This is a genomic window from Streptomyces sp. NPDC021562 (assembly GCF_040640875.1).
In the GTDB taxonomy this organism is placed as follows: Bacteria; Actinomycetota; Actinomycetes; order Streptomycetales; family Streptomycetaceae; genus Streptomyces.
On record NZ_JBFACN010000002.1, the window covers coordinates 397,606 to 423,830 of the forward strand.

Sequence of the window (26,225 nt, forward strand, 5' to 3'; positions counted from 1 at the left end):
GATCACCTCATCGCTGGCAGGAGGAAGACTGCGGCGATCGACCACATGGTGATCACCGAGACGAGGATGAAGAGCAGCACGTAGGTCTCGTACCAGCGAAGGAAGTTGCCCGGACGGGGGCGCTTGCGGAATCCCGGGCCGACGATCTCATCGGTGATGTCGCATTCCTCGTTGCGGTAGTCGAGCCAGTTCATCGCGCCCACCACGATCAGGGTGCCCGTGAAGGCGGCGACGACGGTGACGAGGGCGAGCAACCCGATTACTCCGCCTCGCGCGGTCGCGGGTGCCAGATCCCACTTCCGGTATCCGACGAAGAGCGTGAGAGCCGCGCTGACCAGTGCGGTGGCGAGTGTCTGGTAGAGAGCGAGAAAGCGGTACGCGTTCTCGTTCACCGCGTGGATCTGCTGGAGTATGTAGCGGTACCGCTCCAGTGCGAACTCATTGCGAATCGAGGCCGCTTCCGGCCTGGTCTCCCCCGGTGCCGCCATCGCCCCCACCTGTCCGGTTCAGCAGCATAGGCAACTCACGCCTGCTTGGTCTCAGTTTCGCGGACACTCGGGGAGAGGGCCAGGGTGCCGGGGCTGTCTGCCCGGCTTCAGGATTCCCACGCGGCGATCACCTCAGCGGGGCCCCACACCAGCCCGACCCTGTCGGCGGCCACCGCGGCCGTGGTACCCGAGAGGGACACCACCGCCAAGCCTGCTCCACTGGAGAGGAAACCGGGGATCTCCGCTGCGCCTTGGACGAGTGCGCTCAGGTCGTGGTGGTCAAAGGGCGTGCCCAGCCACTTCACGGACCCCGCGAAGGAGACGGTTCCGGCTACGGGCGCACGGTCAGCGCCGACGAGATCGATCTCCGGTGCGAACCGGCGGTTCCACCAGCCGCCGACGACTGCTGTATCGGGCCAGGGAAAGCCCTCCGAAGCGGCGGCGAGCTCCAACGATTGTCGGATCAGCGGCTCGACGGCGCGACCCCGCCAGGCAGCCCAGCGTCGTTCGACGACCTGGAACGCGGCCTCGGGACGACCGCGCCGGGACAGCTCCTGTGCGGACCGCATGGCAGCCAGGTAGAGGCGGAGGTTGCTGTCGGCCACGTGGTAGAGGGCGGGTTTGCCCGGCTTGACCGAAAGCGGTGCGTCCGATGCCAGGATCCGCTTCTCCTCGGTGAGGCGGCGCAGCAGTGGAGACAGGATCCCCGACGGCAACGCTCCGCTCTGGCTGCCGGCTGTCGCCGCGATGTTGGCGTGCGTGCGGTCGCCGCTGCCGACCGCCTCCAGGACGCGGCGGGCCTGGTCCGGCGCGGGAAACTCGGCCAGTAGGGCGGCTTCGGGAACGCCGAACAGGGCGGACGCCGGGTCGGCGCATTCCGATCGGATGAAGTCGAGCGCGGGGGTGCCGTGCGGCCAGGCCCGCAGGATCCCCGGCAGGCCACCTGAGACGAGGTGCGCGTCAATGGCATCCGCTGCTTCCAGGCCCAGTGCGCCGCCCGTCTCGGCGGGGCTCAGTGGGCCCAGGACGAGGCTGTCGGCACGGCCGTAGAAGGGGCGGTCGTAGGCCGTGAACCGTTCCATCATGTGCAGATCACTGCCGAGCAGGAGCAGCAGGACGGGGCGCTGGGACAACAGCCGGTCCCAGGCGGTTTGCAGTGCGCCGTCGAACAGGGAGTCCTGTTCGGCGAGCCAGGGCAGTTCGTCGAGAACAACGATGCTCGGCGAGTCGGGCAGGAGGGCCGCGAGGGCGCGAAAGGCATCAGGCCAGTTGGTGGGGGCTGTCCTGGGCACCAGTTCCGGGTTGGAGGGCAGTGAGGATTCGCGTAGCTCCGCCATCAAAGCGGCGATGCCCTCCAGGGAGGAGGCTCCCTTGGTCGCCGTGAAGAAGACGTACGGTCGGCCCGCGCGGTCGCAGAATTCCTGGACGAGCCGGGACTTCCCGACCTGCCGCCGCCCTCTTATGGCGACGGCGGTTCCGGCTCCCTGCTCACTGATTCGCCTCAACCTCTTGTCCAGCACAGCGAGCTCGACGCGACGTCCTACGAAGGGAGTGGGCATGAAGTCTCCGGGCAGCGCTTCGGTAGCTCCTCTCTACGTAGAATACATCTACATGGGGCGTTCGGATCGGCGAACGGCGGGGGCGGAGCCCTGCGTTTGTCACACATGCGGTGGCGCGCGCGTCAGTGAGGCGTCGGTTGTTTGTCGTGAGGGGAGTCTCTCGTGCGTGTCGCCCATGTCGTCGTCACCCTGGTCGCCGCCGTGCTGGCCGGGTTCTCCGGGACCGTGCTGCTGATGCGGGCCGAGTGGATCGTCAAGGCGCTCACCGACTACCGGGTGCCACGGGCCTGGTGGACGCCGCTCGGGGTGGCCAAGGCCGCCGGGGCGGTCGGGCTGCTGGTCGGGCTGGCCGTCCCGGTGGTCGGGGTGCTGGCGGGGGTGGGGCTGCTGCTCTACTTCACCGCCGCCGCGATCACCGTGGCCCGGGCGAGGTGGTACTCGCACATCCCGTTCCCGCTGGTGTACGCGACGCCGGTGGCGGGGGCGCTGGTGCTGGGGCTGCTGAGCTGAGGTGTGGTGGCCCCTTGACGCCGGTGGGCGGGGTCAAGGGGCCGGAGGGGGGGGCGGTCAGGACTCTGTGCCGCCGAAGCGCTCCTTGTACGTCTCCAGGTCCTCGTCCGTGAGCTTGGCGAACAGGACCGGGGGGACCGTGAAGGGGGTGCCGGCCGGGACCGCGGTCAGCGCCTTGGCCTCGTCGGCGGTGACCCAGGTCGCGGTGTCGGCGGAGAGGGCGAAGGCCTCGCGCATCGTCTTCGCCGTCGACGGGATGAAGGGTTCCGACACCACCGAGTAGAGGTGGATCAGGTTCATCGCCGTGCGCAGGGTCAGGGCCGCGCCGTCCTTGTCCGTCTTGATCTCCAGCCAGGGGGCCTTCTCCTCCAGGTAGGAGTTGCCGGCCGACCACAGGGCGCGCAGGGCGGCGGCCGCCTTGCGGAACTGGAGGGTCTCCATGTGGGACTCGTACTCGGCGAGGAGCTCGGCGATCTGGGCGCCCAGCTTCGTCTCCGCCTCGCCGGGCTCGCCGCCCGCCGGGACGTCGTCGCCGAAGCGCTTGCGGGAGAAGGAGAGCACGCGGTTGACGAAGTTGCCGAGGGTGTCGGCCAGGTCCTTGTTCACCGTCGCCGTGAAGTGCTCCCAGGTGAACGACGAGTCGTCCGACTCCGGCGCGTTGGCGATCAGGAAGTAGCGCCAGTAGTCCGCCGGGAGGATGTCCAGGGCCTGGTCGGTGAAGACGCCGCGCTTCTGCGAGGTGGAGAACTTGCCGCCGTAGTACGTCAGCCAGTTGAAGGCCTTGACGTAGTCGACCTTCTTCCACGGCTCGCGCACGCCGAGTTCGGTGGCCGGGAACATCACCGTGTGGAACGGGACGTTGTCCTTCGCCATGAACTCGGTGTAGCGGACGTCGGTGTCGACGTCGTACCACCAGGACTTCCAGTCGCGGTTGTCCGGGTCCTGGTCCGCCCACTCCTTGGTCGCGCCGATGTACTCGATCGGGGCGTCGAACCAGACGTAGAAGACCTTGCCCTCCGCGGCCAGCTCCGGCCAGGTGTCGGCCGGGACCGGGACGCCCCAGTCGAGGTCACGGGTGATCGCGCGGTCGTGCAGGCCTTCCGTCAGCCACTTGTGGGCGATGGAGGACGCCAGCTGCGGCCAGTCCTTGTCGTGCTGGGCGACCCACTCGCGGACCTCGTTCTCCAGCTTGGACTGGAGCAGGAAGAGGTGCTTGGTCTCGCGGATCTCCAGGTCGGTGGAGCCGGAGATCGCGGAACGCGGGTTGATCAGGTCGGTCGGGTCCAGGACGCGCGTGCAGTTCTCGCACTGGTCGCCGCGGGCCTTGTCGTAGCCGCAGTGCGGGCAGGTGCCCTCGACGTAGCGGTCCGGGAGGAAACGGCCGTCCACCGGGCTGTACACCTGGCGGATCGCACGCTCCTCGATGAAGCCGTTCTCGTTCAGGCGGCGGGCGAAGTGCTGGGTGATCTCGCGGTTCTCGGGGCTGGAGCTGCGGCCGAAGTAGTCGAACGCGAGGGCGAAGCCGTCGTAGACCGCCTTCTGCGCGTCGTGCGCCTGGGCGCAGAACTCGTCGACCGGGAGGCCCTGCTCCTTCGCCGCGAGCTCGGCGGGGGTGCCGTGCTCGTCCGTGGCGCAGATGTACAGGACGTCGTGGCCGCGCTGGCGGAGGTACCGCGCGTACACGTCCGCCGGGAGCATGGACCCCACCATGTTGCCCAGGTGCTTGATCCCGTTGATGTACGGAAGGGCGCTGGTGATGAGGTGTCGAGCCATCGGGGGCTGCTCCCAGGTCGGTGTGTTGCTCTTCTTGCGAACCTTGAAATCGTAGCCGACATGTGTATGCCGCCCGCTTCCCGTTTTATTGGGTGAGAAGCGGGCGGCACGGGGGGGGCGGGGCGTGGGGGGTGCGGGCGGGGGTTACGGGCGCCAGTCGATCAGGAGGCCGTCGTACAGCTCCGCGTCCGTGAGCTCCAGGGGGGTCGGGCCCGCGTGGAAGAAGGCCGTGTTGGGGGTCTTCAGCTTGCGGAGGTAGTCGAAGGCCTTGTTCTCGTGCTCGCCGAACGCGACGAAGGAGAAGAAGACCGAGGGGTGGGACTTCGCGGCGTCCGTGAGGGACTGGGTGGCCGGGGTCTTCGCGTCCGGGGCGCCGTCGGTCTGGAAGACGACCAGGGCGGGGGTGCCGGGGGTGGCGTTCGCGTCGTAGTGGGCGAGTACGGCCTCCACGGCCGCGTGGTAGCTGGTGCGGCCCATCCGGCCGAGGCCCGCGTGCGCCTCGTCGATCGCGTTCTCGGGGGAGGCCGGGGTGAGGTCGGTGGTGCCGTCGACCTCGGTGGAGAAGAAGACGACGTGCACGGAGGGGGTGTCGCCGGGCGGGGTGAGGTGGGTGGCGAGGGCGAGGGTCTGGTCGGCGAGGGCCTGCGCGGAGCCGTCCTTGTAGTACGACCGCATGCTCGCGGAGCGGTCGAGGACGAGGTAGGTGGTGGCGTGGGCGGCGGAGAGGCCGGCCTTGGCGAGGGCGACGCGGGCGGCGTCGCCGCCGACGGCGGCCTCGGCTGCGCCTTCGGCGGAGTCGTTCCCACCCGCACCACCCGTGACGGTTTCGTCGTCGGGTGCGGGTGGCCCCTGCGGGGCGGCTTCGCCGTCGGCGGCTGCGGGCTCGACCGTTTCCGGGGTGACCTCGGCCTCCGGCTGCGCTTCGGCGACGGCCACGGGCTCGACCGTCAGCCGGATCACCGGCTCGGCCTCGGCCTCAGGCTCGACCGTCACCTCGACGGCCGGCGCGGCTGCCGCCTCCGCCGCGACCTCGGGCTCGGCGGTCTCCGCCTCCGGCTGGGCCGCAGGCTCGGCCTCGTCCTGGGCTGCGGGTTCTGCCGCGTCTTCGGGGTCGGCCTTGGTCTCCGCCGTCGCCGCAGAGCCTGCTGCGCCCACCACGGGCTCGGCCCGGTCTTCGGCCTTCGGCTCCGCCTCTGCCTCCGGTTCGGCCGCGGGCTTGGCTTCGGCCTGGGGTGCAGCCTCTGCTGCGTCTTCCGCAACGGGCTCAGTCGTGCCTACGGCCGTCGGCTCAGCCACGGCCTCGACCTTGGCCTCCGCCTGCGTCTCCGCCTTCGGCGCGGCCTCCGGCTCGGCCTCGGCTTCCGGCCCAGCGCCAGCCTCGACCTCGGCTCCCGCCTCAGCCTCCGCCTTCGCCTCCGCCTTCGCCTGCGGCTCGGCTTCCGGCCCAGCCTCGGCCTCCGGCTCGGCGTCGGCTCCGGCCTCCGCCTTCGGCTCGGCCTCGGTCTCCGGCTCGGCGTCGGTCTTGGCTTGCGGCTCCCCCTTCGTCTTTGGCTCGGTCGTCGGTTCGGGGGCGGTCTTCGTGGTGGGGGTGGGGAGGTCTGGTTCGATCGTGCGGGACGCCTGCTTCGGGACCGTCACGTTGTCGAAGGCCGCCGACACCAGGTCGTGCTCGTCCTTCGTCGACGGGCGGGGTTCCGGGACCGCCGTCGGTGTCTGAGCTGCCGCTTCTGGTGTCGGTGTCGACTGCGAAGGGAGCTGGTCCGCACCCTCTGCCTCGGCAGGGCGCGGCTTTCGCGACCTGCCGAATGCGTTCCGCAGGAGAGTGAGAATGCCCATGTGCGCAACCCTTCGCGTGAGTTGTAACCCGTCAATCGCTGGCCAGGACGGACACGTAAGGTTAGCGGCCCCAGGTTGCGATCTTGGGGAGGGTCGATGACTCCGGTCGGGCGTGCGCCGGTCGAGTCCGGCACCGCTTTCCCCGGGGTCAGTGCGGGGACGCGATCGCCCTGGCCGCCGCCACCTCCTGGCGGAGCGGTTCCAGGACGCTGTCCGGTGGGCCCGTGAGGTCCGTGCGGACCGCGATCAGGGTCTCGGACTCGCGTACGCCCGACGCCAGTTCGCGCAGTTGCAGGGTGACCTGGTCCACCTCGGCCCGGGACGGGGGCGGTGCCCCGTGCCGTACCCGGACCCGGGCCGCCGTCGTCGCGTCGACGATGCGCTCCACGGCGACGACCAGGGGCCACCAGGCCGCGGCACGGCGCCCGGTGGGCGGGGGTTCGGTCAGGGCGCGCTGGAACTCGGTGCGGATGGTGGACAGGTCGCGGTAGAGCCGGCGGCGCATCCGGGCCCGGGCGGCGGGATCGACGCCCTGGTCCCCGCCCTCCGGGCCGGCCCGCCGGCCGCCCCCGAACGCCAGCTCGACATAGGTCGCCGTGTCCGCCACCGCGTCGGCGAGGCGGTCGCCGACCCGGGTGTGCCAGCTCTCCGGCCACAGCAGGTACCCCGCGACCAGGGCGATCGCGCAGCCCATCAGGGAGTCCAGGAGGCGGGGCAGGAGCAGGGCGGTGCCCTGGTGGTTCAGTACGTCGGAGAGGAGCAGGATCACCGGGGTGATGGCGGCTGTCTGGAAGCCGTAGCCCCGGGGGGTCAGGGCCGGGATCAGGGGGGCCAGGACCATCATCACCGGCACGTCCCACCAGCCGCGCGGCACCAGGGCGAGGACCGTCGCCGCCACCACCAGGCCCACCACGGTGCCCAGCGCGCGCAGCAGGGCGCGGTTGAAGACCGAGCCGAAGTCGGGCTTGAGGACGAAGGTGATGGTGAGGGCCACCCAGTAGGAGCGGGGCACGGGGATCAGGGAGACCAGTGCCTGCGCGATGCCGATGCACAGGGCGAGGCGGATGCCGTAGCGCCAGGAGTTGGCGGAGAGCACGACGTTGCGGGCGGCGCGGGCGGTGCGGACGCCGAGGGCGGCCGGGCGGCCGAGGCGGTCGTCGATGCCGCGGGGGTCAACGTCGGGGCTGGTGGCGACCTCGGCGACGTGCCGCAGGGCGTGGTCGACGGCCCGGCCGGTCTCGTTGACCGGCTCGGGCAGACGAAGCCCGGTCGGGCCGGTGTAGCCGGTCTCGATGGCGTCGGCGATGTGCCGGACCGCCGCCGGGACCTCCGGCGGCAGCGGTCTCGCGGCGAGCCGGACGGCGGGGGCGGCCTCCACCACCGGGGTGATCGCGTTCAACTGGGCGAGCAGCCGGGTGAGTTCGCGGTTGCGGCCGTGGTAGCGGGCGCGCCGGGCGAGGATCAGGTCGTACGACTGGTTCAGCGACTGGGTGACGGTGTGCCGGGCCCGGTCGTACGCCTCGCCGTCGCCGGTGTCGCTCACGGTCAGCAGGTCGGCGACGGTGCGGTAGGCCGCGGCGACCGCCGAGCGTTCCGGTACGCCGGAGCGCAGCGGCCAGGCCAGCAGGGCCAGCAGGAGGACGAGCAGGCCGCCGCCGGTCATCAGGACGGGGGTGAGCCACCAGGGGCCGGGCAGCGGCAGGCCCGCGCCGATGACGGAGTTGAGCAGCAGGAGCAGCCCGGACACGGAGGACACCGCGCCGATCGTCGAGATCATCCCGGAGACCAGCGCGATGCCGGTGACGACGGCGACCGTCAGCCAGCCCTGGCCGTAGACCAGGGAGCCCGCGGTGACGCCGACGGCGCCGAAGAGCTGGGGGACCGCGATGTTGAGGACCCGCATGCGGTAGGCGTCGGCGGTGTCGCCGATGACCCCGGACAGGGCGCCCATGGAGGCGAGCGCGCCGTACGCGGGCTGTCCGGCCGCGAGCCCGACGGCGAGCGGGAGGGTCATGCCGAGGGCGGCTCGGAGGAGGGCGGCCCGGTTGAGGGGGGCCGCCCGCTGGGGCCGGAGGTTCCTTACCAGCCAGTCGGGAGGGGTGAGGCCGATGGGGAACTCGCGGGACATGTGCCCATTATCCGGGTGCGTGCCGGGCCAGCGGTGCCCGGTCGACGCGTGCCAGGAACTCCCCCAGCGCCCGGTTGAACTCCGCCGGGCGTTCCAGGTTCGGCAGGTGGGCGGCGCGGTCGATCACCCGGAGCTCGGCCTCGGGGAGGAGGGCGTGCATGGCCTCGGCGTCCGCGACGGGGGTGTACTCGTCGTCCGCGCCGACCACCACCAGGGAGGGGACCGTGACCCTGGTCAGCAGGGGACGGTAGTCGGGGCGTTCGGCCCGGCCGCGCAGGGCCGCGGCGGCGCCCTCGGGGTCCGTCGCCGTCATCATGCGGTGGACGTGGGCCTTCACGTCCGGGTCGGCGTAGGGGGCGACCACCTTCTCCAGGACCTCGTCGGCGTAGCCCCGCATGCCCTCGCGCAGCAGGCGGTCCGCCATGGCGTTGCGGGCCCGCCTGCCCCCGGGTGTCTCGGGGGCGGGGAAGGTGTCCGCCAGGACCAGCCCGCGCACCCGGTCGGGCCCGAGGCGGTCGTAGCACTCCATCGCGATCTGGCCGCCCATGGACAGGCCCGCGACGACGCAGGCCGGCACGTCCAGGGTGTCGAGGAGGTCTTCGAGGTCGGCGGCGAAGCGGGCGAGGGTGGTCTTGCCGGAGGTGACCGGGGAGGCGCCGTAGCCGCGCAGGTCGGGGGCGATGATCCGGCGGTCGGAGGCGAAGGCCGTCAGCTGGGGGTGCCACATGGTGCGGTCGAAGGGGTGGCCGTGGACGAGGAGGAGGGGAGTGCTTGCGCTCTGGCGTGCATTGTCGGTGTATGCGAGGAAGGGGGGCATGTGATCGACCCTAGGGGCCGTCAACTCCTCGGTGCAATAAGATCTTTGCCCTCGGTGCAATCTCGGTGCGACGAGAGATGAGGGGTGTGCGGTGGACGACTTCCGGGGGATCGCCGACCGGATCGCGCTGGACATCGCGCGAGGGCGGTTGCGGGCGGGACAACGGCTGCCTCCGCAGCGGGCGTTCGCGCGCCGGCACGGGATCGCCGCCTCGACGGCCGGACGGGTGTACGCCGAACTCGTGCGGCGCGGGCTGGTGGTGGGCGAGGTCGGCCGGGGCACCTTCGTCCGGGCCGCGGCGGACGTGCCACGGGGGCGGGCGCTCGTCGAGGACGAGGGCGGTGCCGCGCGGATCAACCTGGAGCTCAACTACCCGGTCGTACCGGGGCAGTCGGAGATGCTGGCGCCCGCGCTCGCGCCGCTGCTGCGGGCCGACGCCCTCACCGCCACCCTGCGGCCCGCCCCCGCCGACGGCACCGCGGACGCCCGGCGGGCCGCCGCCGCGCTGCTGGCCACCGGGGACTGGCGGCCGGACCCCGGCCGGGTGCTCTTCACCGGCAACGCCCGGCAGGCCATCGCCGCCACCCTCGCCTCCCTGGTACCGCCGGGCGGCCGGGTCGGGGTGGAGCCGCTGACGTATCCGCTGGTCAAGGAGATCGCGGGGCGGCTCTCCGTCACCCTCGTACCGGTGCCGACGGACGACGAGGGGCCGGTCGTGGACGCGCTCCTCGCCGCGCACCGGTCCGGGCCGCTCTCCGCGCTCTACCTCCAGCCGACCCTGCACAATCCGACCTCCCGGACCATGCCGGCCGGGCGGCGGCTGCACCTCGCACGGGCCGTGTGCGACCTGGGGCTTCCGGTGGTGGAGGACCGGGTCTGGGCCTTCCTGCACGGCGGCGGCGAGCCGCCGCTCGCCGCCCTCGCGCCCGGGCTCGTCCATGTCGTGGACGGGCTCTCGAAGCGGGTCGCGCCCGGCCTCACCGTCGGGTTCGCCGTCGTCCCCGAGGACCGGGTGGCGGCGGTGGCGAACGCCGTGCGCTCAGGCGGCTGGAGCGCGGGGGCGTTCGCGCTGGAGGCGGCCGTGCGGTGGATCGGGGACGGGACGGTGGCGCGGCTCGTCGAGGCCAAGCGGGCGCAGGCCCGGCGCCGCCAGGGGATACTCCGCGAGGTGCTCGACGGGTTCGCCGTACGGGCCGATCCGGGCGGGTACTTCGCCTGGTGGGAGCTGCCCGCGCCGTGGCGGGCCGACCGCTTCACGGCGGCCGCGGCGGCGCGCGGCATCGGGATCACGCCCGGCACCGCCTTCCGGGTCGACCCGAAGCGGACGCCGGACGCGGTCCGGATCGGGCTCGCCTCGGCGGACGAACCGGAACTGGCCGAGGCGCTGCGCGGCCTGGCGGAGCTCGCGGCGCAGCGCCCCTGACCAGGGACCTTCTGGGTGGGAGCGGCTAGTCCAGCAGGCCGTCGTAGTCCGGCAGCTTGTAGGTGGTGTCGGCGTAACCGCCGGTCAGGTCCGTGGTGTTGTTGCCGATGTCGGCGACGATGTCGTAGCCGTTCGCCTCGATCTTCTTGCGCTGCGCGGTCTTGAAGTCGGCCACGCTCTTGCCGATGATCTCGCCGAGCGAGCGGGTGTAGAGGCCGTCGACGGTGTAACCGACCTTGGTGAGGTTGTACCTGGTGGTCAGGTCGATCAGGTCGGGGCGGGCGCTGACGAAGAAGACGCTGATGCCCTTGGCGTGCGCGTCCTGGGCGAGGGTGAGCACCGGGGCGGTGGCGGGCGTGGGGTAGCCGCCCTCGAAGTGGGAGGCCAGCGCGGTGTTGTCGATGTCGAGGACGATCGCCAGCCTGGCGCCCGAGGTGTTGGTGGCGGCGCGGCTGTCGAGGTAGCTCTGCGCGGGGCCGGTGACGGCGGCTACGTCGGACAGCCACTGGGCCTCGGTGACGGTCGGGTCGGCGGCGTGCGCGGGCAGCGCGGCGGCGAGCGGCAGGGCGAGGCCGGCCGCCACGGCGACTGCGGTGCGGCGTGCGGTGGGACGGTTCATCGGGCGGGGGCTCCTCAGGTCACGTCGGCCATCGGTGTTCCGTACCGGTGGCTGTCGTTCCGCCACGTTGCCCGGCCGGGACACCCACCACGTGACCGTCAGGGTAGCGATGGGTTACATGCGTGTCATGCTCTGGTCAGGAGAAGGGGAATCCTGTGAATTCGCTCTGCGGGAAGAGGAGTTGGGAACCTCGCCCTCCGGTTCGGGGGCCGGAGCGGAGCTGCGGCGGGCGTAGCGGCTGAGCCAGGACAGCAGGGCCACCGTCAGGCCGAGGGCGAGCAGGAACCAGGAGACCGTGCGCAGGGTGGACGTCAGGGCGTCGTAGACGGCGGCCGCGGCCGGGTGCGGTACGTCGGACGGCAGACCGGACAGGGTCAGGGCGCGGCCGATCGAGAGGGCGAGGCCGAGCAGGGCGCCGCCCAGCGCCGTACCCAGCGCCGTCGCCGTGACCGCACGCCGGCGGCGGACGGCGAGGGCGATACCGCCGGCCGCGAAGGCGACGGTCGCGACGGGCAGCCAGAACCCGGCGACTTCGAGCACGTGGAACCCCTTCCGGAGCCGGTCCAGCTCGGCGGCCGGGAGAACGGCGACCGCCGTGTGCTGGACCGGGATACGGGCCGCGAGCGGCACATGGTCGTGGGTGAGCTGGTCCCTGACCTGGGCGGTGACCGGCGCGAGGTCGACCGTCACGGCCTCCTCGCGCTCGTCCTCCAGGGCCCGCAGCACGGCGTCGTGGGTGGCCCGGTTGCCGGCGTCCCAGGCCAGCCGGAACGCCCGGGTCTGGGTGAACGAGCGGACCGCCTCGCGTACGAAGGGTGCCACCGTGCCCCGCATGGGCCGGCCGACGTCCACCTCGCGCATGATGCCGTCGCCGACGGTGGCCGCGACGGCGTCCCGGACGTCGGGGTCCTCGGCCAGTGGCGCCATCGTGCTCACGTACTGCCCGGTGTCCGCCAGCCCGTACGCCGCCCACGCCGACAGCACACCGAACGGCAGCAGCAGGCAGGACAGCGTGATCAGCAGCGCCGACAGGACGCCCCGCAGGCAGCGCGGCCGGGCACGCCACCCGGCCCGTGCACCACGGACGGGCGACACGCCGAGGACGGGCCGCGGGCTACGGACGGGCCGCGGGCTACGGACGGGCCGCGGGCTACGGACGGGCCGCGGGTTACGGGCGGGCCGCGGGCTGTGGACGGGTCCGGTGCCGCGGCCGGGCCTGGCGCCGCGGCCGGGACTGGCGCCGCGGATGGGCCACGCGCCGCGGAGGGGCCGCGCGCCGAGGACGGCCCGTGCGCCATGGACGGATCTGGCGCCGCGGCCGGGGCTGGTCCCGCGGATGGGCCAAGCGGCGCGACCGGTCCGTGCGCCACGGACTGGTCTGGCACCACGGTCGGGCCGCGCGCCGCGGATGGACCACGCGCCGCGGCCGGGCCACGCGCCGCGGATGGGCCGCGTGCCGAGGACGGCCCGTGCGCCATGGACGGGCCTGGCGCCGCGGCCGGGGCTGGTCCCGCGGATGGGCCAAGCGGCGCGACCGGTCCGTGCGCCACGGACGGGTCTGGCACCACGGTCGGGCCGCGCGCCATGGCCGGGCCACGCGCTGCGGACGGCCTGTGTGCCGCGGACGATCCATGTGCTGCGGACAAGCCGTGCGGCGAGGGCGGACCGGGCGGCTCGCACGGGCCACGTGGTCCGTGTGGCCCACCTGGGCCATGACGTCTGTACGGCCCGTGCGGGGCCCGGGGGCCGCACCGGCCCGGGGAGCACTGGGGGCACGGTTCCAGGCAAGCCCCTGAGGGCCGGTCAGGCGAGCCGTGCGCCTGCATGCGGGGGGTATGACGGGCCCTGGCCGGGCCGAACGGGCGACACGGAGTACGTCGCCGGGGGCGGTTGCCCGGACGACTCGGCTCGGGCCGGCTCGGCCCGCTCCGGTGGAGGACTGATCCGAACGGGTGTTTCCTGGTTTCGGGTGTGGGTTCCGGGAATCCGGGCCCCGCCGGGATGTCGCCGGGTGCCTCCAAGGGCCCGGCGACCAGTGAGGAAAAAGGGGAAATCGTGGGCCCCGGCCGTGGTGGCCGGGGCCCACGCGGGCACGGGGGGGGGTTATCGGATGCGGTGTCCGGCCGCGTCCTCCCGCGTGTAGAACCGGTAGAACGACAGGATCAGGACGACGAGCGCCACGGCCAGGGCCATGCCGATGGACCGCAGGACCGCCTCGCCGGTCGCGCTGTACAGGAAGCCGAACGAGATGCCGGCGAACGCCGCCCACACCGCCGCGTGCAGTTCCCGCCGCAGCCGTGGCGCGAAGGTCATGACCGCCCACAGCACGACCGCGAACACGAAGGCGCTCACGAAGCCGGTCAGCAGGTTCCAGCCGGTGATCGGGCCGCCGGCGCGGCTGTTCGCCGCGACCCAGTCGCCGTAGATCAACCCGGTCACGACGGAGATGGCGATCCGGGCCCGGGCGTGCGTCCGGGCGTCGAAGATGTCGGGGGTACGACCGGCCCGGACCGTGCCGCCGGACGTGGGTGCAGCGTGCGCCATGCGAGCGCTCCTCTCTCCTCGCCCCCGCCTTCCAGAGCACACCTGCGGGTACCCCCTGGCAAGTCGGCCATACGCCAGGTGTCAGGGGGCCCGTACGGCATCCTGCGCGCCGCCCCGTACGACGTGCGGGCCGTGCGCACCCGTGTTTCCCTGACTGACGTGACCGACCACCAGGCCCTGCGGCGGCGGCGAGACCTGCCGTGGGCCTGGGGCAGAGGCTTCGCCTGGTTGGCGCCGCTGCTGCTGCTGGCCGGGATCACCGCGGTCGACCTCAACACCACGGAGCGGTTCCGGATCGTCTCCTGGATCGTGCTGGTGCCCGGGATCGCGGCGGCGCTCTGCGGGGTCTGGGCGACGGCCGCCTTCTCGGTGCTGTCCCTGCTGGACTACGTCGCCGTGGACAGCGCCTGGCCCAAGGAGTACCAGGCCGGGCTGCCCGACTTCGTCCTGGTCGCTCTCGCCGGGGTGCTGGCCGTCCTCGCCTGCACGGTCCGGCTGAACGGCGAACGCCGGATCCTGCACATGCGGGACATCGCCGAGACGACCCGCCGCACCGTGCTGCGTCCGCTGCCGCAGGGGTGGGCCGGGCTCGATCACGCGGCGGTCTATCTCGCCGCCGACACGGAGGCCCGGGTGGGCGGGGACTTCTACGACATCCAGCCGGGCCCGCACGGGACACGGGTGCTGGTGGGGGACGTGCAGGGCAAGGGGCTCGGGGCGGTCGAGACGGCGGCGGCGCTGCTGGGCACGTTCCGGGAGGCCGGGTACCACGAGGCGGACCTGGCGACGGTGGCGGACCGGCTGGAGACCCGGATGCTCCGGCACCGGGGCCATACGGTGGCCCTCGGCCGCGACGACGGGGACCGCTTCGCCACGGCGCTGCTGCTCGGGTTCCCGCCGGGCCGTCCGGACGTGGTGGAGCTGGTCAACTTCGGCCACGAGCCACCCCTCGCGGTCGGCCCGGCAGGCGTCCGCGCCTTCCCACCGGGAGGTGTACTCCCTTTGGGAATGGGTGAGTTGAGCGAGGGGTCCGGACCGCCGCCGACCCGCACGATCCCTCTCGCCCCGGAGGAGACCCTCCTCATCACGACGGACGGGGTGACGGAGGCGAGGAACGGGGACGGCGAGTTCTACGACCTGACGGCCGAGGTCCGCGGGTCGCCCGGCACCGACCCGGCCCGCCTGGTCGCCCGCGTCCGCGACGGAGTACTGCGCCACAGCCGTGGCCACCTCTCCGACGACACCACGATCTTCGCGGTACGCCGCACCCCGTCCCCCCGCTAGGGTCTGTCCGGCGTCGCGGGGGGCCGTAACTCCCCCATCCCGGATCAAAGCTCACTCTCGGCCCCCGCTTTGCAAGCGCAGCGGTTACGGTGCTGACGTAAGTGGACCTGGGAAACAAGGGGGAGGGCCCGATGCCCGGAACCGTGCTGCTGCTCGCGGCCTCGCCGACGGGCAAAGGGCGACTGGTGGACGCGGCCTCCGTGCTCCCCGTGCTCGCGGCCGTGCCCCCGGCGATACTCTCCGGCACCGACACCGCCAACGTCGTCGAACTCGCCGACCCCCTGGAGCCGCAGGCGGTGCTGACCCGGCTGCGGGCCGCCGCGGCCGCCCCCGGCCCGCTGACCCTCTTCGTCACCGGACAGCTGCAGCTGGACCGCAGACAGCGGCTGCCGCACCTGGCCCTGGCCAGGACCACGCCCGCGACCGTGCGGTACACCGCGCTGCCCTGGCACTGGATCCGCGAGGAGCTGCGGCTGCGCCCGCCCGGGGCGACGTCGCTGGTGCTCGACCTGCACACGGACCACGAGACCTGGGAGCACCTGCGCGCCGTCCCCCTCGACTGCGGCCGGAACAACGCCGTGCACGGGCGGGTCGCACCGCCGCCCGCCCGGCGGGAGGTCGCCGTGCCGTCGTACATGAAGGCCGTGGCGACGGTGCTCAGGAGCGGGCACCGGCCGCCGCTGGAGCAGCTGCACCAGCAGGTGCTCGTGCGGCTCGGCGCGGAGACCGCCACCGACATGCTGCTCAGTACGCACGGCCCGGACGGCGGTGATCCGCACGACGCCATCAGCGCGGCCGTGCGGGACGGCCGGTACGCGGAGGCGGACGAGCTCGCGGCCCGCTGGGAGGAGGCCGCCGCGCGGGCCCACGGACCGGCCTCCGAGGACGCGCTGCACTGGTCCGAGGTGCGGGCCGACCTCGCGATGTTCGCCGGGGACGCGGCGCGCAGCTGCCGTACCTGGCTGACCGTGGCCAGGACGCGGCTGGCCGCCGGGGAGCCCGCCGACACGCCTGCCGTGGAGGCGGCCGTGGACCGGGCCCACCACCAGTGGGGGGCCATCAAGGACGCGGCGCGGGCCCGTGAACTGGGGCCCGCGCTCGCGGAGTTGAGACTCAGGGTGCCGGGCCGCCGGGAAGGTGCCCTGGACCATGTCCAGCAGCACCTCCGGCAGCTTCAGACCAGCTGAACGGCCGGCTAGCTCGTGAAGGTGAAGTACTTCCAGGCGCCGTACGTCGTGGAGTTGACGGTGTCGCCGGACGTGCCGTTGATGTAGTCCGAGCGGACGCGGAAGCGCCAGCCGACGTCGCTCTTGTGGTTGCCGGTGAACTCGACCAGGGAGACGCCGTTGCTCGCCAGGGCGAAGTACTGGGAGGTGTCCGAGTACCACTTGCCCTGGTAGTAGACCTGGAAGTCGAAGCGCTGCGCACGGCCGGTGTAGTACGGCATCTTGGTCGTGAACAGCGGGTTCTTCGTCTTGTGGAAGTAGTAGTAGGTCTGGCCCCAGGCCTTCTTCGACTTGTACTGGCGGCTGACCGACATCGAGACGCTGACCTTCGCGCCCACCGTGCTGGACACCGAGCGCGGCTGCCAGCGGGCGTCGCCCGCGAACTTCGCGGTGACCTTGGTGTCGCGCTTGAGGTCGAGGACGACGGACAGGTTGCCGTGCGAGTCGACCTTGCCGGACTTCACCAGCTTGTTGGGCTTGTCCGAGCCGAACGGGTCGGCCCAGAGCTCCACGGTGCGGTTCTTGTACGTCGTCCCGAGGTGGGCCGTGAACTTCACGTCCTTCCCGTACGCGTACACCTTGCCGTTGTTGTCCAGGGTCAGCGTCGGGTTCGCCCGGGAGACGTCGACCGTGTCCTTGGCGGAGGCGGCCGCGTGGTCCGCGTCGCCCGCGTAGCCGACCTGGTACGTCACCTTGCCGCCGGCCGGCGGGGTGTCGGTGAACGAGAACGTGCCGTCGGCCTTGACCGTCACGGCGGGCAGCGCCTTGCCGTTCGGCGAGTCGAGGTCGGTGCGGGTGACCGAGACCTGCGTGCCGGCCGGGAACGCGGTCGTCGAGGAGAGCGTGCCGGTGACGGTGAGCGGCTTGGCGCGCGTCGCCGACGCCGGGGCGTTCACCGTGAGGGTGCTGGCCGCCTTGCCCGGGGTGTCGTACTCGCGCAGCGAGTACACGCCCTCGCTGTTGTACGACACCGCGAACAGCCGGGAGGAGTCCGGCGCCCAGGCGAGGCCCGCGTCGGCCATCAGGTCGGAGCCGCTGGAGGCGCCGGTGCTCGGGAACTCGTAGGAGCGGACGGCCTCGCTGCTGCCCGGCCGGAAGATGTAGACGTCCGGGTTGTAGGAGGCGTCGCTGCCGCCCGCGACCGTGCCGTCCGGCGCGATGGCGACCGCGTTCGGGTAGTTGACGCTGGTGTACTTGCCGTCCTCGTTGAGGTCGGAGGTCTTGAAGATCTGGTGGTAGTAGGGCGCCCCGCTGGCCACCACGACGTCCTTGCCGTCGGGGGTGACCTGGAGGTCGCCGAGGTTGCTGCCCGCGTCCCGGGTGGCGGCCAGCTTGGTGGCGGTGCCCGAGGAGACGTCGTAGGAGGCCAGTTCGACGGGGCTCTGGTCGACCGCGCCCGCGACCAGGACGTCGGAGCCGGGCGCCGCGTCCACGAGCGGCGCCTGGTACCAGCTGCGGTCCTGGTTGAGGGTGACCGTGTGATCGCCGGTCAGGTCGACGGAGCCGATGTTGCCTGCCGTGTCGCCGCCGTAGCCGAACCACAGCTTGCCGCCCGCGAGGGCGACGCTCAGCGGCTTGTCGCCGACCGTGTAGCGGGTCGTCTCGGTGTCCGTCGCGGTGTCGATGACGGCGATGGCGTCCATGTCCTGCACGGCCGCGTAGAGGGTGCCGGAGTCGGCGGACAGTTCGAGTCCGTGGACGCCGGAGAGGTTGGTGGTGAGCTGCTTGACGACGTTGCCCGAGTAGTCGGTGACGACGATCTTGCCGTTCGTCGGGTCGCTGATGAAGACCTGCTGGTGGGCACCGTCGACGACGATGTCGCCGACCGATCTGACCGGCAGGAGCCCGCTGGTGTCGGCGTAGGCCGGAGTGGCGGCCAGGGCCGCGGAGCTGAAGAGGACCGCCAGGGTGGTGGCGGCCGTGACGGTGCGCATACGCACGCTGATTCGAACCCCCCGGATCGAATGAAATGGGCGCCACGGAGCAGGGCCCACCCGTGCGAGGTTCCTGTGGGCCGTGTGTGGCGGATGAAACGAAGACTAGGTCATGCCACTGACAATCAGCACCCGGGATTCGGCCGCACCGGGATTCGGCCGCAGCCGGTCGGGGAGAGTCCGTCGGCGGCCGCGGCCGCGGCCGGTGGGGGGCCGTCAGAAGGCGGGGACCTCGGAGGGGCGGGCCTTGTTGATGTCGTCCTGGAAGTCGCCGGTCAGCGGGAAGTCGGCGTTGCCCTGTCTCTCCGGTTGCTCATGGGGTGCGGGAGGGCCGGAAGGCTGGGGCGGTCGCCACCCCAGCCCGTCGGCTCCTCGTCGGCCGCAGGGTCAGGCGTACGGGTCGAAGGTGATCGCGGTCGGCTTGGCCTTGTTCAGGTGGTCGTCGAACTTGGCGTCCTGGAGGGGGAGGTTCGCGTCGCCCCAGTCCGAGGCGTTCAGGACGTCCCGCAGGTTGGCGGCCATGTCGTCCCAGGTGAGCAGGTTCTCCTGGTGCCAGGCGCCGTCGTCGTTCTCCGGGGTCTCGCCCCACTTGGCGAACCGGAAGTCGTGGGTGCTCAGTCCGTCCTTGTGGTACACCACCTGCACGCGCTGACCGCTCATCGGGACGTCGGCGACCGCCTCGGTCTCGAAGTCGCCGTGCTGGGAGGCGGACAGGTACGACGGGTGGTCGGCGCCCTGCTTGACCCAGACGACGATGCACTCCCAGTCGTGGCGGTGGCCGATGCCCGGGGACGCCTCGTCCTTCTCGAAGTAGCTGGCGTAGATGATCCCGCACCAGCCGTTGTTGCACTTGGCCCGCGAGTAGGTGTTGGCGTGGTCGAGGTGACCGTCGCGGCACTGGCCGGTGATCGCGCCGGTCGGCTTCAGCCCCCCGTTGAGGTTGCCGGACGGGTCGATGGCGGCGGCGGGGTAGCAGGCGTCCGTGTCGTAGTCGTAGAGCGGCTCGAAGAACTTCTGGAACGTGGTGGCGTTCTCCGGGAGGTTCTGCAGCACGCCCGCCGAGGCGCTGAACGGCAGGGCGAGGGTGAGCGCGGCGGCGCTGCCCACGACGGCGACGGCTCGGCCGAGGCGGTGGGTCCTGGTGCGGGACATCGGGTGGCTCCAGTCGACGGTCCAGTGTTCGCCCCGGACATGACATTCGGGTGCGGGGAGAGACTGGCCTGCCGGGAGCCCGGATGGAAGGGCTTTCCGTCAAACGGAGGAGGGCGTTTCGCCGAACGGACGCCGCCCTTTCACCGGTTGGCGACGAGGTGCCTGCCCGGTTGCCCGGGCACCGTGAAGACCGTGTCGCAGGCGTCCCGGACCGTGGCGTCGTGGGTGGCGAGCACAACGGCACAGCCCGCCCCGCTCAGTTCGCGCAGGATCTCGACGACGACAGCGGTGTTGGCGTCGTCGAGGGCGCCGGTGGGCTCGTCCGCGAGGACCAGTGCGGGCCTCTGGACGATCAGCCGGGCCAGGGCCACGCGTTGCTGTTCGCCGCCGCTCAGAACGTGGATCCGCTCCTTGCCCCGGTCCGCCAGGCCCACCCGGTCGAGGGCCTCCGCGATGCCCGGGCCACCGCTGCCCGCTGCCCTGCGCCGGGGCGCGACGGCCACCTCCAGGTTTTCCTCGACGGTGGCGTTCTCGATCAGGGCGTAGTGCTGGAAGAGGTAACCGAGACTGTCGCGACGGAAGCGCCGGGTCTCCCCCCTGCCGAACCGCGTGATGTCCTCGCCGCGGTACCTGATCGCCCCGGAGTTCGGCCTGTCGAGCAACCCCAGGCAGTTGAGGAGGGTGGACTTGCCCGATCCACTGGGGCCGACGAGGGCGAGCATCTCGCCGCGGCCGACGGTGAAGTCGACTCCGCGCCACAGGACCCGGGACTCGAATGCCTTGGACAGGTTCTCGACTTCGATCACCACATGCTCCGGCTGGCTTGAAATGATGTCGGTGCTGGCGGGGTTCACGCGGTCCTCGCCCCTTCCTTCACGATCCGGCGGTGGAAGAACGCGAGGGCGAGCAGCACGGCCCCGAATTCGACCACGACGAGCGCCGTGATGACACCGACGTCCAGCGCGGTGACATGAGTGGGCTGGAAGGGCGTGGGTGCACCGGCGGCCGCGAACTTCTTCACCTCCTGGTTCTGCTGCCACGCCTCGAAGGGCACCCGGGTGGCGAACACCATCGCTATGGCCAGTTCCACGGCGAGGACGAAACGGTGCGTGGCAATATAGCGCCACCCGCTGATGTGCCGTGCGAATATCGTCTGCGCGTTTTTGCGGGAGTAGATGATGCAAACCCCGACACCGGCGATGAGGAGAACGAGCGCGGAAACGACGAGATTGAACACCTGGATCCGCAGTTCGCTGACCGCGTTCCTGAGATCCATGGCGGTTTTCTGTCCGACGGGACTCATTCCGCTCAAGTAACTCTGAAGTCCGTTCGCCCTGATTCCTTCGAGCACGTCGTCCGGTTTCGGGAAAACGACTCCCGCCTGGGTCGCATAGGTGGTGTACGCGTCGTCCGTGAGAAACCGTGAACCATTGGGTACGGCGATGACGACCGGATCGCGGAGCATGGACCTGTCCTCGTCGGGGCCGTGTGCCGAGTTGTAGACGTAGGCGCCGGTGTTGTACCCGAAAAGGCGCTGTCCGGACCTGCCTCTCAGCACCTCAAGCGGAATGTGTCGGTCCTGGTGGGGGTCGACGATCTCGGACGCCGCCTTGGTGATGACCGCCCGGTGGGAGGCGAGGGAATCGGGGACGATGACCCGGACCGGACGTGCGTCCGGTGCCTTCCCGCCGTCGGCCTCGGAGCGGTATCGGTGTCCCGCGGGATCCCGTACCGGCTGTTCGGCGAGGTAGCTGTCGTTGACGATGAGGAACTCACCGGACGGCAGCCGGGCGCCGGGGGCGGAGACCTGCAGGTCCCTGCGGCCGGCGAGGACGACCTCACCGCGCCCGTCGGCCTGGCGCAGCCACGGTCCCACGTGCCGGTCCAGTTGTTCCGTGTGCATGGCGAAGGCGCCGCTGAGACGGATGGAGACCGCGTCGCCCACCGTCTCGTACACCTTCTGGTTCTCCAGGCGCACCAGCACGCCCCGGCCCGCGAGGGTGACGTTCGTGGCGATGGCGAGAGCGAGCAGCAGCGCCGGGATGCGGACGAGGTAGACGCTGAGGGACGCGGCCCGCGCGGGCAACTCGCCCTTGAGGGCCCGCCCCACGTCGACCTTGTAGGTCAGCCCGAGCACCGCCGCGTGGGCCGCCAGCACCAGGCCGGCCAGGAGGGCGGCGGCCACCGTGGCCACCGCGGCGAACAGTCCGAACCAGGCGAAGCCGTTGTAGAGGCCGAGCGAGGTCAGGGTCACCGCCGTCACGCCGGCGGCCGACGCGAGCCAGAAGGGTGCCAGTTGCCGCAGGTCGCGCAGGAGGATGCCGGCGAAGGACATGCCCTGCATCCGCAGGATCCCGTACGTCTTCGCGTTGAGCAGCACGCTCGCGCCGGTCATCGTCACCGCCGCGAGGGCGACCACCCAGAAGGCCCGCAGCAGCGGATCGTCCGTGTACCGGTCGGTCAGCTCGGAGTACGACAGCGGGTGGGTCACGCTCGTGGTGAGGCCGAGTCGGCCGAACTCGGCCACCAGCCGGTCGACGTCCGAGGACGAGCCGAACACGTAGTAGGAGCCGCGCGGGTCCAGTCCCGCGACCTCGGACAGCGGGTGCACGCGGGTCGCGAGCTTCCTGCTGAACTCCGGATATCCGTGGGCCGGCCAGTCGGCCGTCACGGAGGAGCCGCCGCCCGGGGCCAGATAGAGGTGCCGGAGCCCGTCCGGATTCCTCAGATCGGGCACCTCGCGGGCCACCCCGACGCCGTGCTCGGCGGAGAAGGCCTCGACGGCTCGCACGACCTGGGTTCCGTTTTTCGACCCGTCGGAGTCGATGACCTCGATCAGAGCCGAATTTCCCAGTACTCCGGTCTCGTCCAGGCCCCGTACGAAAAGGAAGGACAGCGCTGCGGCGAAGACCAGGACCGCGGCGTGGACGAATCTTGTGCCTCGATGCAGCATCTGGTACCCATCCAGTTCAGTCCATGGGAAGAACAGCCGTGGGGGCGGACTGCACCCGCCCCCACGGCCGCGCCGTCAGCAGCTCGGGTCGTAGTAGTACGAGATGCCGCCGCCGTTCTTCGTGCCCGAGGCCAGCGACCACTGGCCCGGGGTGGTGCAGCCGCTCTTGAAGGTCACGCTGCCGATCTTCACCGACGAGGCGTGCCAGTTCGACGGGTGCTTGTAGTTCGACCAAGCCGTGTTTGCGCCCTGGTCGTAGCTCCACTTTCCGCCGGACACGTCGACCGTCGTGGCGATTGCCGGAGTTGCCGCAGCGAAAATGATGGCAGCGGACGCGACGGCAGCCTTGACCACGTTTCTCCTGTGCATGGTGAAACACCTCTCACTGTGAGTTTCCCGTGGGCTTGCTGTGCACGGTTGAAAACTCTGAACGGGATGTGATCTCGACGCAACAGCCGGATCATTATGAGGTGCCGAGTTGGCTGAAAAGCAGCGGATCACGAGGTAAAGCTGTCGCAAATCAGGTGGGGGTCATATTCGGTCAGTGGCGTGAATAAATAGGTTGCGCCGGGTCTCTGAACAGGTACAACAAGCCCCGGGCCAGGGCATTTGGCCGAGGTGCTACGGTGCACAGTCGGCCGGGACTTCTGACGGGCCACTCTCTTCGCCGACCGCATCGGGAGCCCTTTTTCATGTCGACTGGCCGAAAGTCAGAGGCGGTATTCCGCTTTTCCCGGCCCGGAGCCGCGCCCCTCGTCTGGCTGCTGCCGCTGCTGTGGACGTGCGCCTTCGGCCTGTGGGGTCTGGCGCGCCGGAACAGTGTCTGGCGCGACGAGGCCGCGACCTGGCAGGTGGCCCGGCGCTCCACCGCCGACATCTGGCACATGCTGGGGAACGTCGACGTGGTCCACGGCCTCTACTACCTGCTGATGCATGCGCTGTTCGAGTGTTTCGGCGCCGGCACCACGACCCTGCGGATGCCGTCGGTGCTGGCCACCGCGGTCGCGGCGGCCTGCGTGGCCGTGATCGGCCAGCGCCTGGCCGGTGTCTGGGCGGGGCTGGCCGGCGGAATGGCGCTCGGACTGCTGCCGGCCGTGCAGTTCTACCTCCAGGAGGGCCGGCCGTACGCGCTGGTGGCGGCCGGCGCCGGGATCTCCACCCTGCTCCTCGTGACCGCCCTCCAGCACCGGGTCCCCGCGCGCCACTGGGCTGCCTACGGCGCCGCCGTCCTCCTCATGGGCCTGCTGAACTGGCTCTCGCTCATGATCCTGGCGGCGCATCTGGTCACCGTGCTGTGGGTCCGGGCCGACCGTGCGGTCCTGTCCCGGTGGGCGGTGGCGGCGGGGTGCGCCACGGCCGGGGTGCTGCCGCTGATCGTGTTCAGCCGCGGCCAGTCCGCTCAGGTCTCCTGGATACCGCCGCTGACCTGGCACATGCTGATCGGCCCCGGCGTGCTGCTGGCGATCGGCGGTGCCTGTGCGGTGCCGGACCGGCCACGGACGGGGCGGCTGTCGGCGGCGGCCGTGGGGCTGCCGCTGCTGGCGGTGCCGCAACTCGGCCTGATCGCGCTGTCCCTGGTCCAGCCGCTGTTCCTGGACCGCTACGTCCTCTACAGCATGCTGGGGCTGGCGCTGCTGATCGGGGCGGCCGTCGGCGCGGCGGTACGGGCGGCCGCGCCCCGCTTCCCGGTGGCGTCGCGAGGGATCCTGCCCGTGGTGCTGGCGGTGGCCGTGGCGGCCCTGCTCCCGCAGTCGCTGGCCAAGCGGTCCCCGGCGAGCAGGGTGGACGACGTGCTGGCGGTGGCCTCGGACGTACGGCACCTGAAGCGGGCCGGAGACGCGGTGCTCTTCGTGCCCGCGGCCCGCAGGGACACGGCGTCCGTCTCGCCGGACGCCTTCGCGGGCCTGCGGGACATAGCCCTGACGGAGAGTCCCGAGCGGTCCGGCACCCTGAAGGGCGTGGAGGCGTCGCCGGACCGCATACGCGCCGCGATCCTCGCCGAGCGCCGCATACTCCTGGTGACCGACGCGCCCCGGGTGGCCCGTCCGGTGACGGCCGCCCGGGACCGGGCGAAGACCCAGGTCCTGCGCGAGTGCTTCACCCCGGTCGCCGACGAACAGATCCGCGGCCGCAGAGTGACGGTGTACGAACGCCGGACACCTCGGCGGTAGGGGTCCGGTCCACACCGCCTCACGACTCTGGGCGGCAGGTGGGGTGAATCGGCGTGAGTGTCCTGGCGGGTGTGCGGTGTCGTGGTGCCGGGCCGGTGGGGCGGGTGTGGCCCTAGTGGTCGACGGTGTGGGGTGCTGTGGCCGTCGCCGTGGCCGGGGCCTGGGAACCGGTGGAGTCGTCCGTCGCTCCGGCCGGTCCGGCATTGCCGGCCGTGACGAGTGCCGCCACCGCGATGACGGCGGCGGCGATACTACGGAAGGCGGGGGTCCCCCCGATCGAGCGGATCCGGGACCGGGGGCGTGCGGCAGGGCGTGCGGATAAGCGTCCGAGCACGGCGACCTCGCAACGACAGGGGCGGGTTAAGCAGGTTTAATCCGCCGTTTAACCTAGGGGCTGACAGCGCTCAACGGCAAGAGGTCCAGGGGGAGTTGGGGGAGGCAGGATGCAGGAACGAGACGATCCGGAGACCATCGGCAGACGGGTGCAGCAGCTGCGCGGTGAACGGGGGCTGACGCAGCGGCAGCTGGCCGAGCCGGCCTACACGCCCGCCTACATCTCCACGCTGGAGGCGGGCCGGGTGCGGGCCTCCGACGAGGCGCTCCGCCATATCGCCGGGCGGCTCGGCGTCGGCTTCGAGGAGCTGGCCAGCGGGCGCCCCGCGCACCTCGCCACCGACCTCAGGCTGCGGCTCACCGAGGCACAGCGCACCCTCGCCACCGGCGCCGCCGAGGAGGCCGCCGCCCAGTACGCGGCCCTCTTCGCGGAGGCGGAGGCGCACGGGCTGGCCGTGGAGCAGGCCACCGCACTGCTCGGCCTGGGCGAATGCGCCCTGGACACCGGAGAACTGGGACAGGCCAGGGAGTTCTTCGAACGGGCCGAGCTGTGGACGGCGAACGAGCCGCTGCCGGTGCGCGTCCCCGCCATCCGCGGCCGGGCCGTCAGCCACTACCTCGCCGGTGAGCTTCGTTATGCCGTCTACCTCCTTGAGTCCACCCTCGACGAGCTCAACCGGAGCGGCCTGCACGACCCGGACGCGCTGCTCCTCCTCTACGCCTCCGCCATCGGCCCCTACATGGACATGGGCGCGCACGCCCGCGCCGCGCAGGCCGCCGAACTCGCCCTCGCCCTCGCCCCGCAGTCCGGCGACCCCGCCCTGATCGCCCGGATGCACCGCTCCGTCGCCCGCACCCTGCTCGCCGAGGGCCGGGCCGCCGAGGCCGACGCCTCCCTCGCCAAGGCCGCCGAGCTGTACCGCCAGCTCCAACTGCGCACCGAACTCGCCAACTGTCACTGGATGCGCGGCTACGTCTGCGCCCAGAACGGAGAACTGGAGCGCGCGGAGAGCGAGTTGCGGGAAGCGCTGGCGATACTCTCGGAGACCCGGGCCGCCCTGTACCGCAGCCAGGCCGCCGTGGAACTGGCCGACGTCCTGCACCGCCGGGGCAAGTCGGACGAGGCCGCCGAACTCCTCCAGGACGTCTTGGGCGACTTCAACTCCGAGCGCGGCGCCGTGCATTCGGCCGCCGCCCACCGGCTGCTCGGCATCATCGCCGAGGACGCGCGGGACACCGAGTCGGCCGAGGAGCACTATGTGCGGGCGCTGAGCCTGCTGGAGCGGGCGGGCGCGGCCGGTGACCTGGCGGACCTGTGCCGGCTGCTCGGTGACCTGCTGCGCCGCACCGGCCGGGTGGAGGCGGCCCTCGACGCCTACCGCACCGGCCTGGGCCACCGCACGGCCCCCGGCACGACGACCCTGGGTCCGGCCCCGGCCCAGCCACCGCTGTGAGAGGGGGGCGGGGAACCGGCT

The 26,225-nt window shown here is 71.8% G+C and carries 20 protein-coding genes; 6 read left to right on the forward strand and 14 right to left on the reverse strand.

Annotated elements, in window-relative coordinates:
- Nucleotides 1–2: 2 nt before the first annotated feature.
- Nucleotides 3–488, reverse strand: a complete 486-nt coding sequence (locus AB0G52_RS04265) for a hypothetical protein (protein ID WP_132888481.1) — start codon at nucleotides 486–488, stop codon at nucleotides 3–5.
- 107 nt (nucleotides 489–595) lie between these two features.
- The gene (locus AB0G52_RS04270) at nucleotides 596–2,047 is read right to left on the reverse strand and encodes an ATP-binding protein (RefSeq protein WP_132888482.1); all 1,452 of its coding nucleotides are present in this window, start codon (nucleotides 2,045–2,047) and stop codon (nucleotides 596–598) included.
- Nucleotides 2,048–2,209: 162 nt separating this feature from the next.
- Between AB0G52_RS04270 and AB0G52_RS04275 the strand changes: the two genes are divergently transcribed.
- Nucleotides 2,210–2,557 (forward strand): DoxX family protein, encoded by a 348-nt coding sequence (locus AB0G52_RS04275; protein ID WP_361333503.1) that lies wholly within the window; start codon nucleotides 2,210–2,212, stop codon nucleotides 2,555–2,557.
- Nucleotides 2,558–2,614: 57 nt separating this feature from the next.
- Here the strand turns inward: AB0G52_RS04275 and metG are convergent, their stop codons facing one another.
- From metG to AB0G52_RS04295, 4 genes are all read right to left on the reverse strand, one after another.
- Nucleotides 2,615–4,330, reverse strand: coding sequence for a methionine--tRNA ligase (metG, locus tag AB0G52_RS04280; RefSeq protein WP_132888484.1), 1,716 nt, complete (start codon nucleotides 4,328–4,330; stop codon nucleotides 2,615–2,617).
- A 144-nt stretch (nucleotides 4,331–4,474) separates the two neighbouring features.
- Nucleotides 4,475–6,166, reverse strand: a complete 1,692-nt coding sequence (locus AB0G52_RS04285) for a VWA domain-containing protein (RefSeq protein ID WP_361333506.1) — start codon at nucleotides 6,164–6,166, stop codon at nucleotides 4,475–4,477.
- A gap of 148 nt (nucleotides 6,167–6,314) precedes the next feature.
- Nucleotides 6,315–8,294: an FUSC family protein gene (locus AB0G52_RS04290; protein WP_361333509.1), complete on the reverse strand. Its 1,980-nt coding sequence runs from the start codon at nucleotides 8,292–8,294 to the stop codon at nucleotides 6,315–6,317.
- Between the two features lie 7 nt (nucleotides 8,295–8,301).
- Nucleotides 8,302–9,111 (reverse strand): alpha/beta hydrolase, encoded by an 810-nt coding sequence (locus AB0G52_RS04295; RefSeq protein WP_361333512.1) that lies wholly within the window; start codon nucleotides 9,109–9,111, stop codon nucleotides 8,302–8,304.
- A gap of 91 nt (nucleotides 9,112–9,202) precedes the next feature.
- Between AB0G52_RS04295 and AB0G52_RS04300 the strand changes: the two genes are divergently transcribed.
- On the forward strand, nucleotides 9,203–10,534 hold the full coding sequence (locus AB0G52_RS04300) for a PLP-dependent aminotransferase family protein (RefSeq protein ID WP_361333515.1): 1,332 nt from the start codon (nucleotides 9,203–9,205) through the stop codon (nucleotides 10,532–10,534).
- A 25-nt stretch (nucleotides 10,535–10,559) separates the two neighbouring features.
- Here AB0G52_RS04300 and AB0G52_RS04305 read toward each other — a convergent pair whose 3' ends face one another.
- The 3 genes from AB0G52_RS04305 to AB0G52_RS04315 all read right to left on the reverse strand — a co-directional run bounded on the left by AB0G52_RS04305 (nucleotide 10,560) and on the right by AB0G52_RS04315 (nucleotide 13,697).
- Nucleotides 10,560–11,153: an HAD family acid phosphatase gene (locus AB0G52_RS04305; protein ID WP_361333518.1), complete on the reverse strand. Its 594-nt coding sequence runs from the start codon at nucleotides 11,151–11,153 to the stop codon at nucleotides 10,560–10,562.
- Nucleotides 11,154–11,267: 114 nt separating this feature from the next.
- Complete coding sequence (locus AB0G52_RS04310) at nucleotides 11,268–12,185, reverse strand: hypothetical protein (protein WP_361333697.1); 918 nt, start codon at nucleotides 12,183–12,185, stop codon at nucleotides 11,268–11,270.
- Between the two features lie 1,071 nt (nucleotides 12,186–13,256).
- Entirely contained in the window at nucleotides 13,257–13,697 is a 441-nt protein-coding gene (locus tag AB0G52_RS04315) for a hypothetical protein (protein WP_132888490.1), read from the reverse strand.
- A gap of 159 nt (nucleotides 13,698–13,856) precedes the next feature.
- Here AB0G52_RS04315 and AB0G52_RS04320 point away from each other — a divergent pair, with 159 nt between their 5' ends.
- Both AB0G52_RS04320 and AB0G52_RS04325 read left to right on the forward strand, forming a co-directional pair.
- On the forward strand, nucleotides 13,857–14,981 hold the full coding sequence (locus AB0G52_RS04320; protein WP_361333521.1) for a PP2C family protein-serine/threonine phosphatase: 1,125 nt from the start codon (nucleotides 13,857–13,859) through the stop codon (nucleotides 14,979–14,981).
- A 131-nt stretch (nucleotides 14,982–15,112) separates the two neighbouring features.
- Nucleotides 15,113–16,168: a hypothetical protein gene (locus tag AB0G52_RS04325; protein WP_132888492.1), complete on the forward strand. Its 1,056-nt coding sequence runs from the start codon at nucleotides 15,113–15,115 to the stop codon at nucleotides 16,166–16,168.
- A gap of 8 nt (nucleotides 16,169–16,176) precedes the next feature.
- On the opposite strand, the gene AB0G52_RS04330 is transcribed toward AB0G52_RS04325, so the two are convergent.
- The 5 genes from AB0G52_RS04330 to AB0G52_RS04350 all read right to left on the reverse strand — a co-directional run bounded on the left by AB0G52_RS04330 (nucleotide 16,177) and on the right by AB0G52_RS04350 (nucleotide 22,615).
- On the reverse strand, nucleotides 16,177–18,147 hold the full coding sequence (locus tag AB0G52_RS04330; protein WP_132888493.1) for an Ig-like domain repeat protein: 1,971 nt from the start codon (nucleotides 18,145–18,147) through the stop codon (nucleotides 16,177–16,179).
- Between the two features lie 381 nt (nucleotides 18,148–18,528).
- Nucleotides 18,529–19,293 carry an NPP1 family protein gene (locus tag AB0G52_RS04335; protein ID WP_132888494.1) on the reverse strand — a complete coding sequence of 255 codons (765 nt, stop codon included), beginning with the start codon at nucleotides 19,291–19,293 and terminating at the stop codon, nucleotides 18,529–18,531.
- A 140-nt stretch (nucleotides 19,294–19,433) separates the two neighbouring features.
- Nucleotides 19,434–20,147: an ABC transporter ATP-binding protein gene (locus AB0G52_RS04340; protein ID WP_361333525.1), complete on the reverse strand. Its 714-nt coding sequence runs from the start codon at nucleotides 20,145–20,147 to the stop codon at nucleotides 19,434–19,436.
- On the reverse strand, nucleotides 20,144–22,246 hold the full coding sequence (locus AB0G52_RS04345; RefSeq protein ID WP_361333528.1) for a hypothetical protein: 2,103 nt from the start codon (nucleotides 22,244–22,246) through the stop codon (nucleotides 20,144–20,146). The genes AB0G52_RS04340 and AB0G52_RS04345 overlap by 4 nt, the downstream gene beginning before the upstream one ends.
- A 75-nt stretch (nucleotides 22,247–22,321) precedes the next feature.
- Nucleotides 22,322–22,615: a lactococcin 972 family bacteriocin gene (locus AB0G52_RS04350; protein ID WP_132888496.1), complete on the reverse strand. Its 294-nt coding sequence runs from the start codon at nucleotides 22,613–22,615 to the stop codon at nucleotides 22,322–22,324.
- 323 nt (nucleotides 22,616–22,938) lie between these two features.
- On the opposite strand from AB0G52_RS04350, the gene AB0G52_RS04355 reads away from it, so the two are divergent.
- The gene (locus AB0G52_RS04355; protein ID WP_361333531.1) at nucleotides 22,939–24,417 is read left to right on the forward strand and encodes a glycosyltransferase family 39 protein; all 1,479 of its coding nucleotides are present in this window, start codon (nucleotides 22,939–22,941) and stop codon (nucleotides 24,415–24,417) included.
- Nucleotides 24,418–24,860: 443 nt separating this feature from the next.
- On the forward strand, nucleotides 24,861–26,204 hold the full coding sequence (locus AB0G52_RS04360) for a helix-turn-helix transcriptional regulator (protein WP_361333534.1): 1,344 nt from the start codon (nucleotides 24,861–24,863) through the stop codon (nucleotides 26,202–26,204).
- Nucleotides 26,205–26,225: the final 21 nt, after the last annotated feature.

Excerpts from the sequence above, each read along its gene's own strand:
- AB0G52_RS04265 (WP_132888481.1), bottom strand. The coding sequence starts at position 488 with ATGGCGGCACCGGGGGAGACCAGGCCGGAAGCGGCCTCGATTCGCAAT.
- AB0G52_RS04270 (WP_132888482.1), bottom strand. The coding sequence starts at position 2,047 with ATGCCCACTCCCTTCGTAGGACGTCGCGTCGAGCTCGCTGTGCTGGAC.
- metG (WP_132888484.1), bottom strand. The coding sequence starts at position 4,330 with ATGGCTCGACACCTCATCACCAGCGCCCTTCCGTACATCAACGGGATC.
- AB0G52_RS04285 (WP_361333506.1), bottom strand. The coding sequence starts at position 6,166 with ATGGGCATTCTCACTCTCCTGCGGAACGCATTCGGCAGGTCGCGAAAG.
- AB0G52_RS04290 (WP_361333509.1), bottom strand. The coding sequence starts at position 8,294 with ATGTCCCGCGAGTTCCCCATCGGCCTCACCCCTCCCGACTGGCTGGTA.
- AB0G52_RS04295 (WP_361333512.1), bottom strand. The coding sequence starts at position 9,111 with ATGCCCCCCTTCCTCGCATACACCGACAATGCACGCCAGAGCGCAAGC.
- AB0G52_RS04305 (WP_361333518.1), bottom strand. The coding sequence starts at position 11,153 with ATGAACCGTCCCACCGCACGCCGCACCGCAGTCGCCGTGGCGGCCGGC.
- AB0G52_RS04315 (WP_132888490.1), bottom strand. The coding sequence starts at position 13,697 with ATGGCGCACGCTGCACCCACGTCCGGCGGCACGGTCCGGGCCGGTCGT.
- AB0G52_RS04325 (WP_132888492.1), top strand. The coding sequence starts at position 15,113 with ATGCCCGGAACCGTGCTGCTGCTCGCGGCCTCGCCGACGGGCAAAGGG.
- AB0G52_RS04335 (WP_132888494.1), bottom strand. The coding sequence starts at position 19,293 with ATGTCCCGCACCAGGACCCACCGCCTCGGCCGAGCCGTCGCCGTCGTG.
- AB0G52_RS04345 (WP_361333528.1), bottom strand. The coding sequence starts at position 22,246 with ATGCTGCATCGAGGCACAAGATTCGTCCACGCCGCGGTCCTGGTCTTC.
- AB0G52_RS04350 (WP_132888496.1), bottom strand. The coding sequence starts at position 22,615 with ATGCACAGGAGAAACGTGGTCAAGGCTGCCGTCGCGTCCGCTGCCATC.
- AB0G52_RS04355 (WP_361333531.1), top strand. The coding sequence starts at position 22,939 with ATGTCGACTGGCCGAAAGTCAGAGGCGGTATTCCGCTTTTCCCGGCCC.
- AB0G52_RS04360 (WP_361333534.1), top strand. The coding sequence starts at position 24,861 with ATGCAGGAACGAGACGATCCGGAGACCATCGGCAGACGGGTGCAGCAG.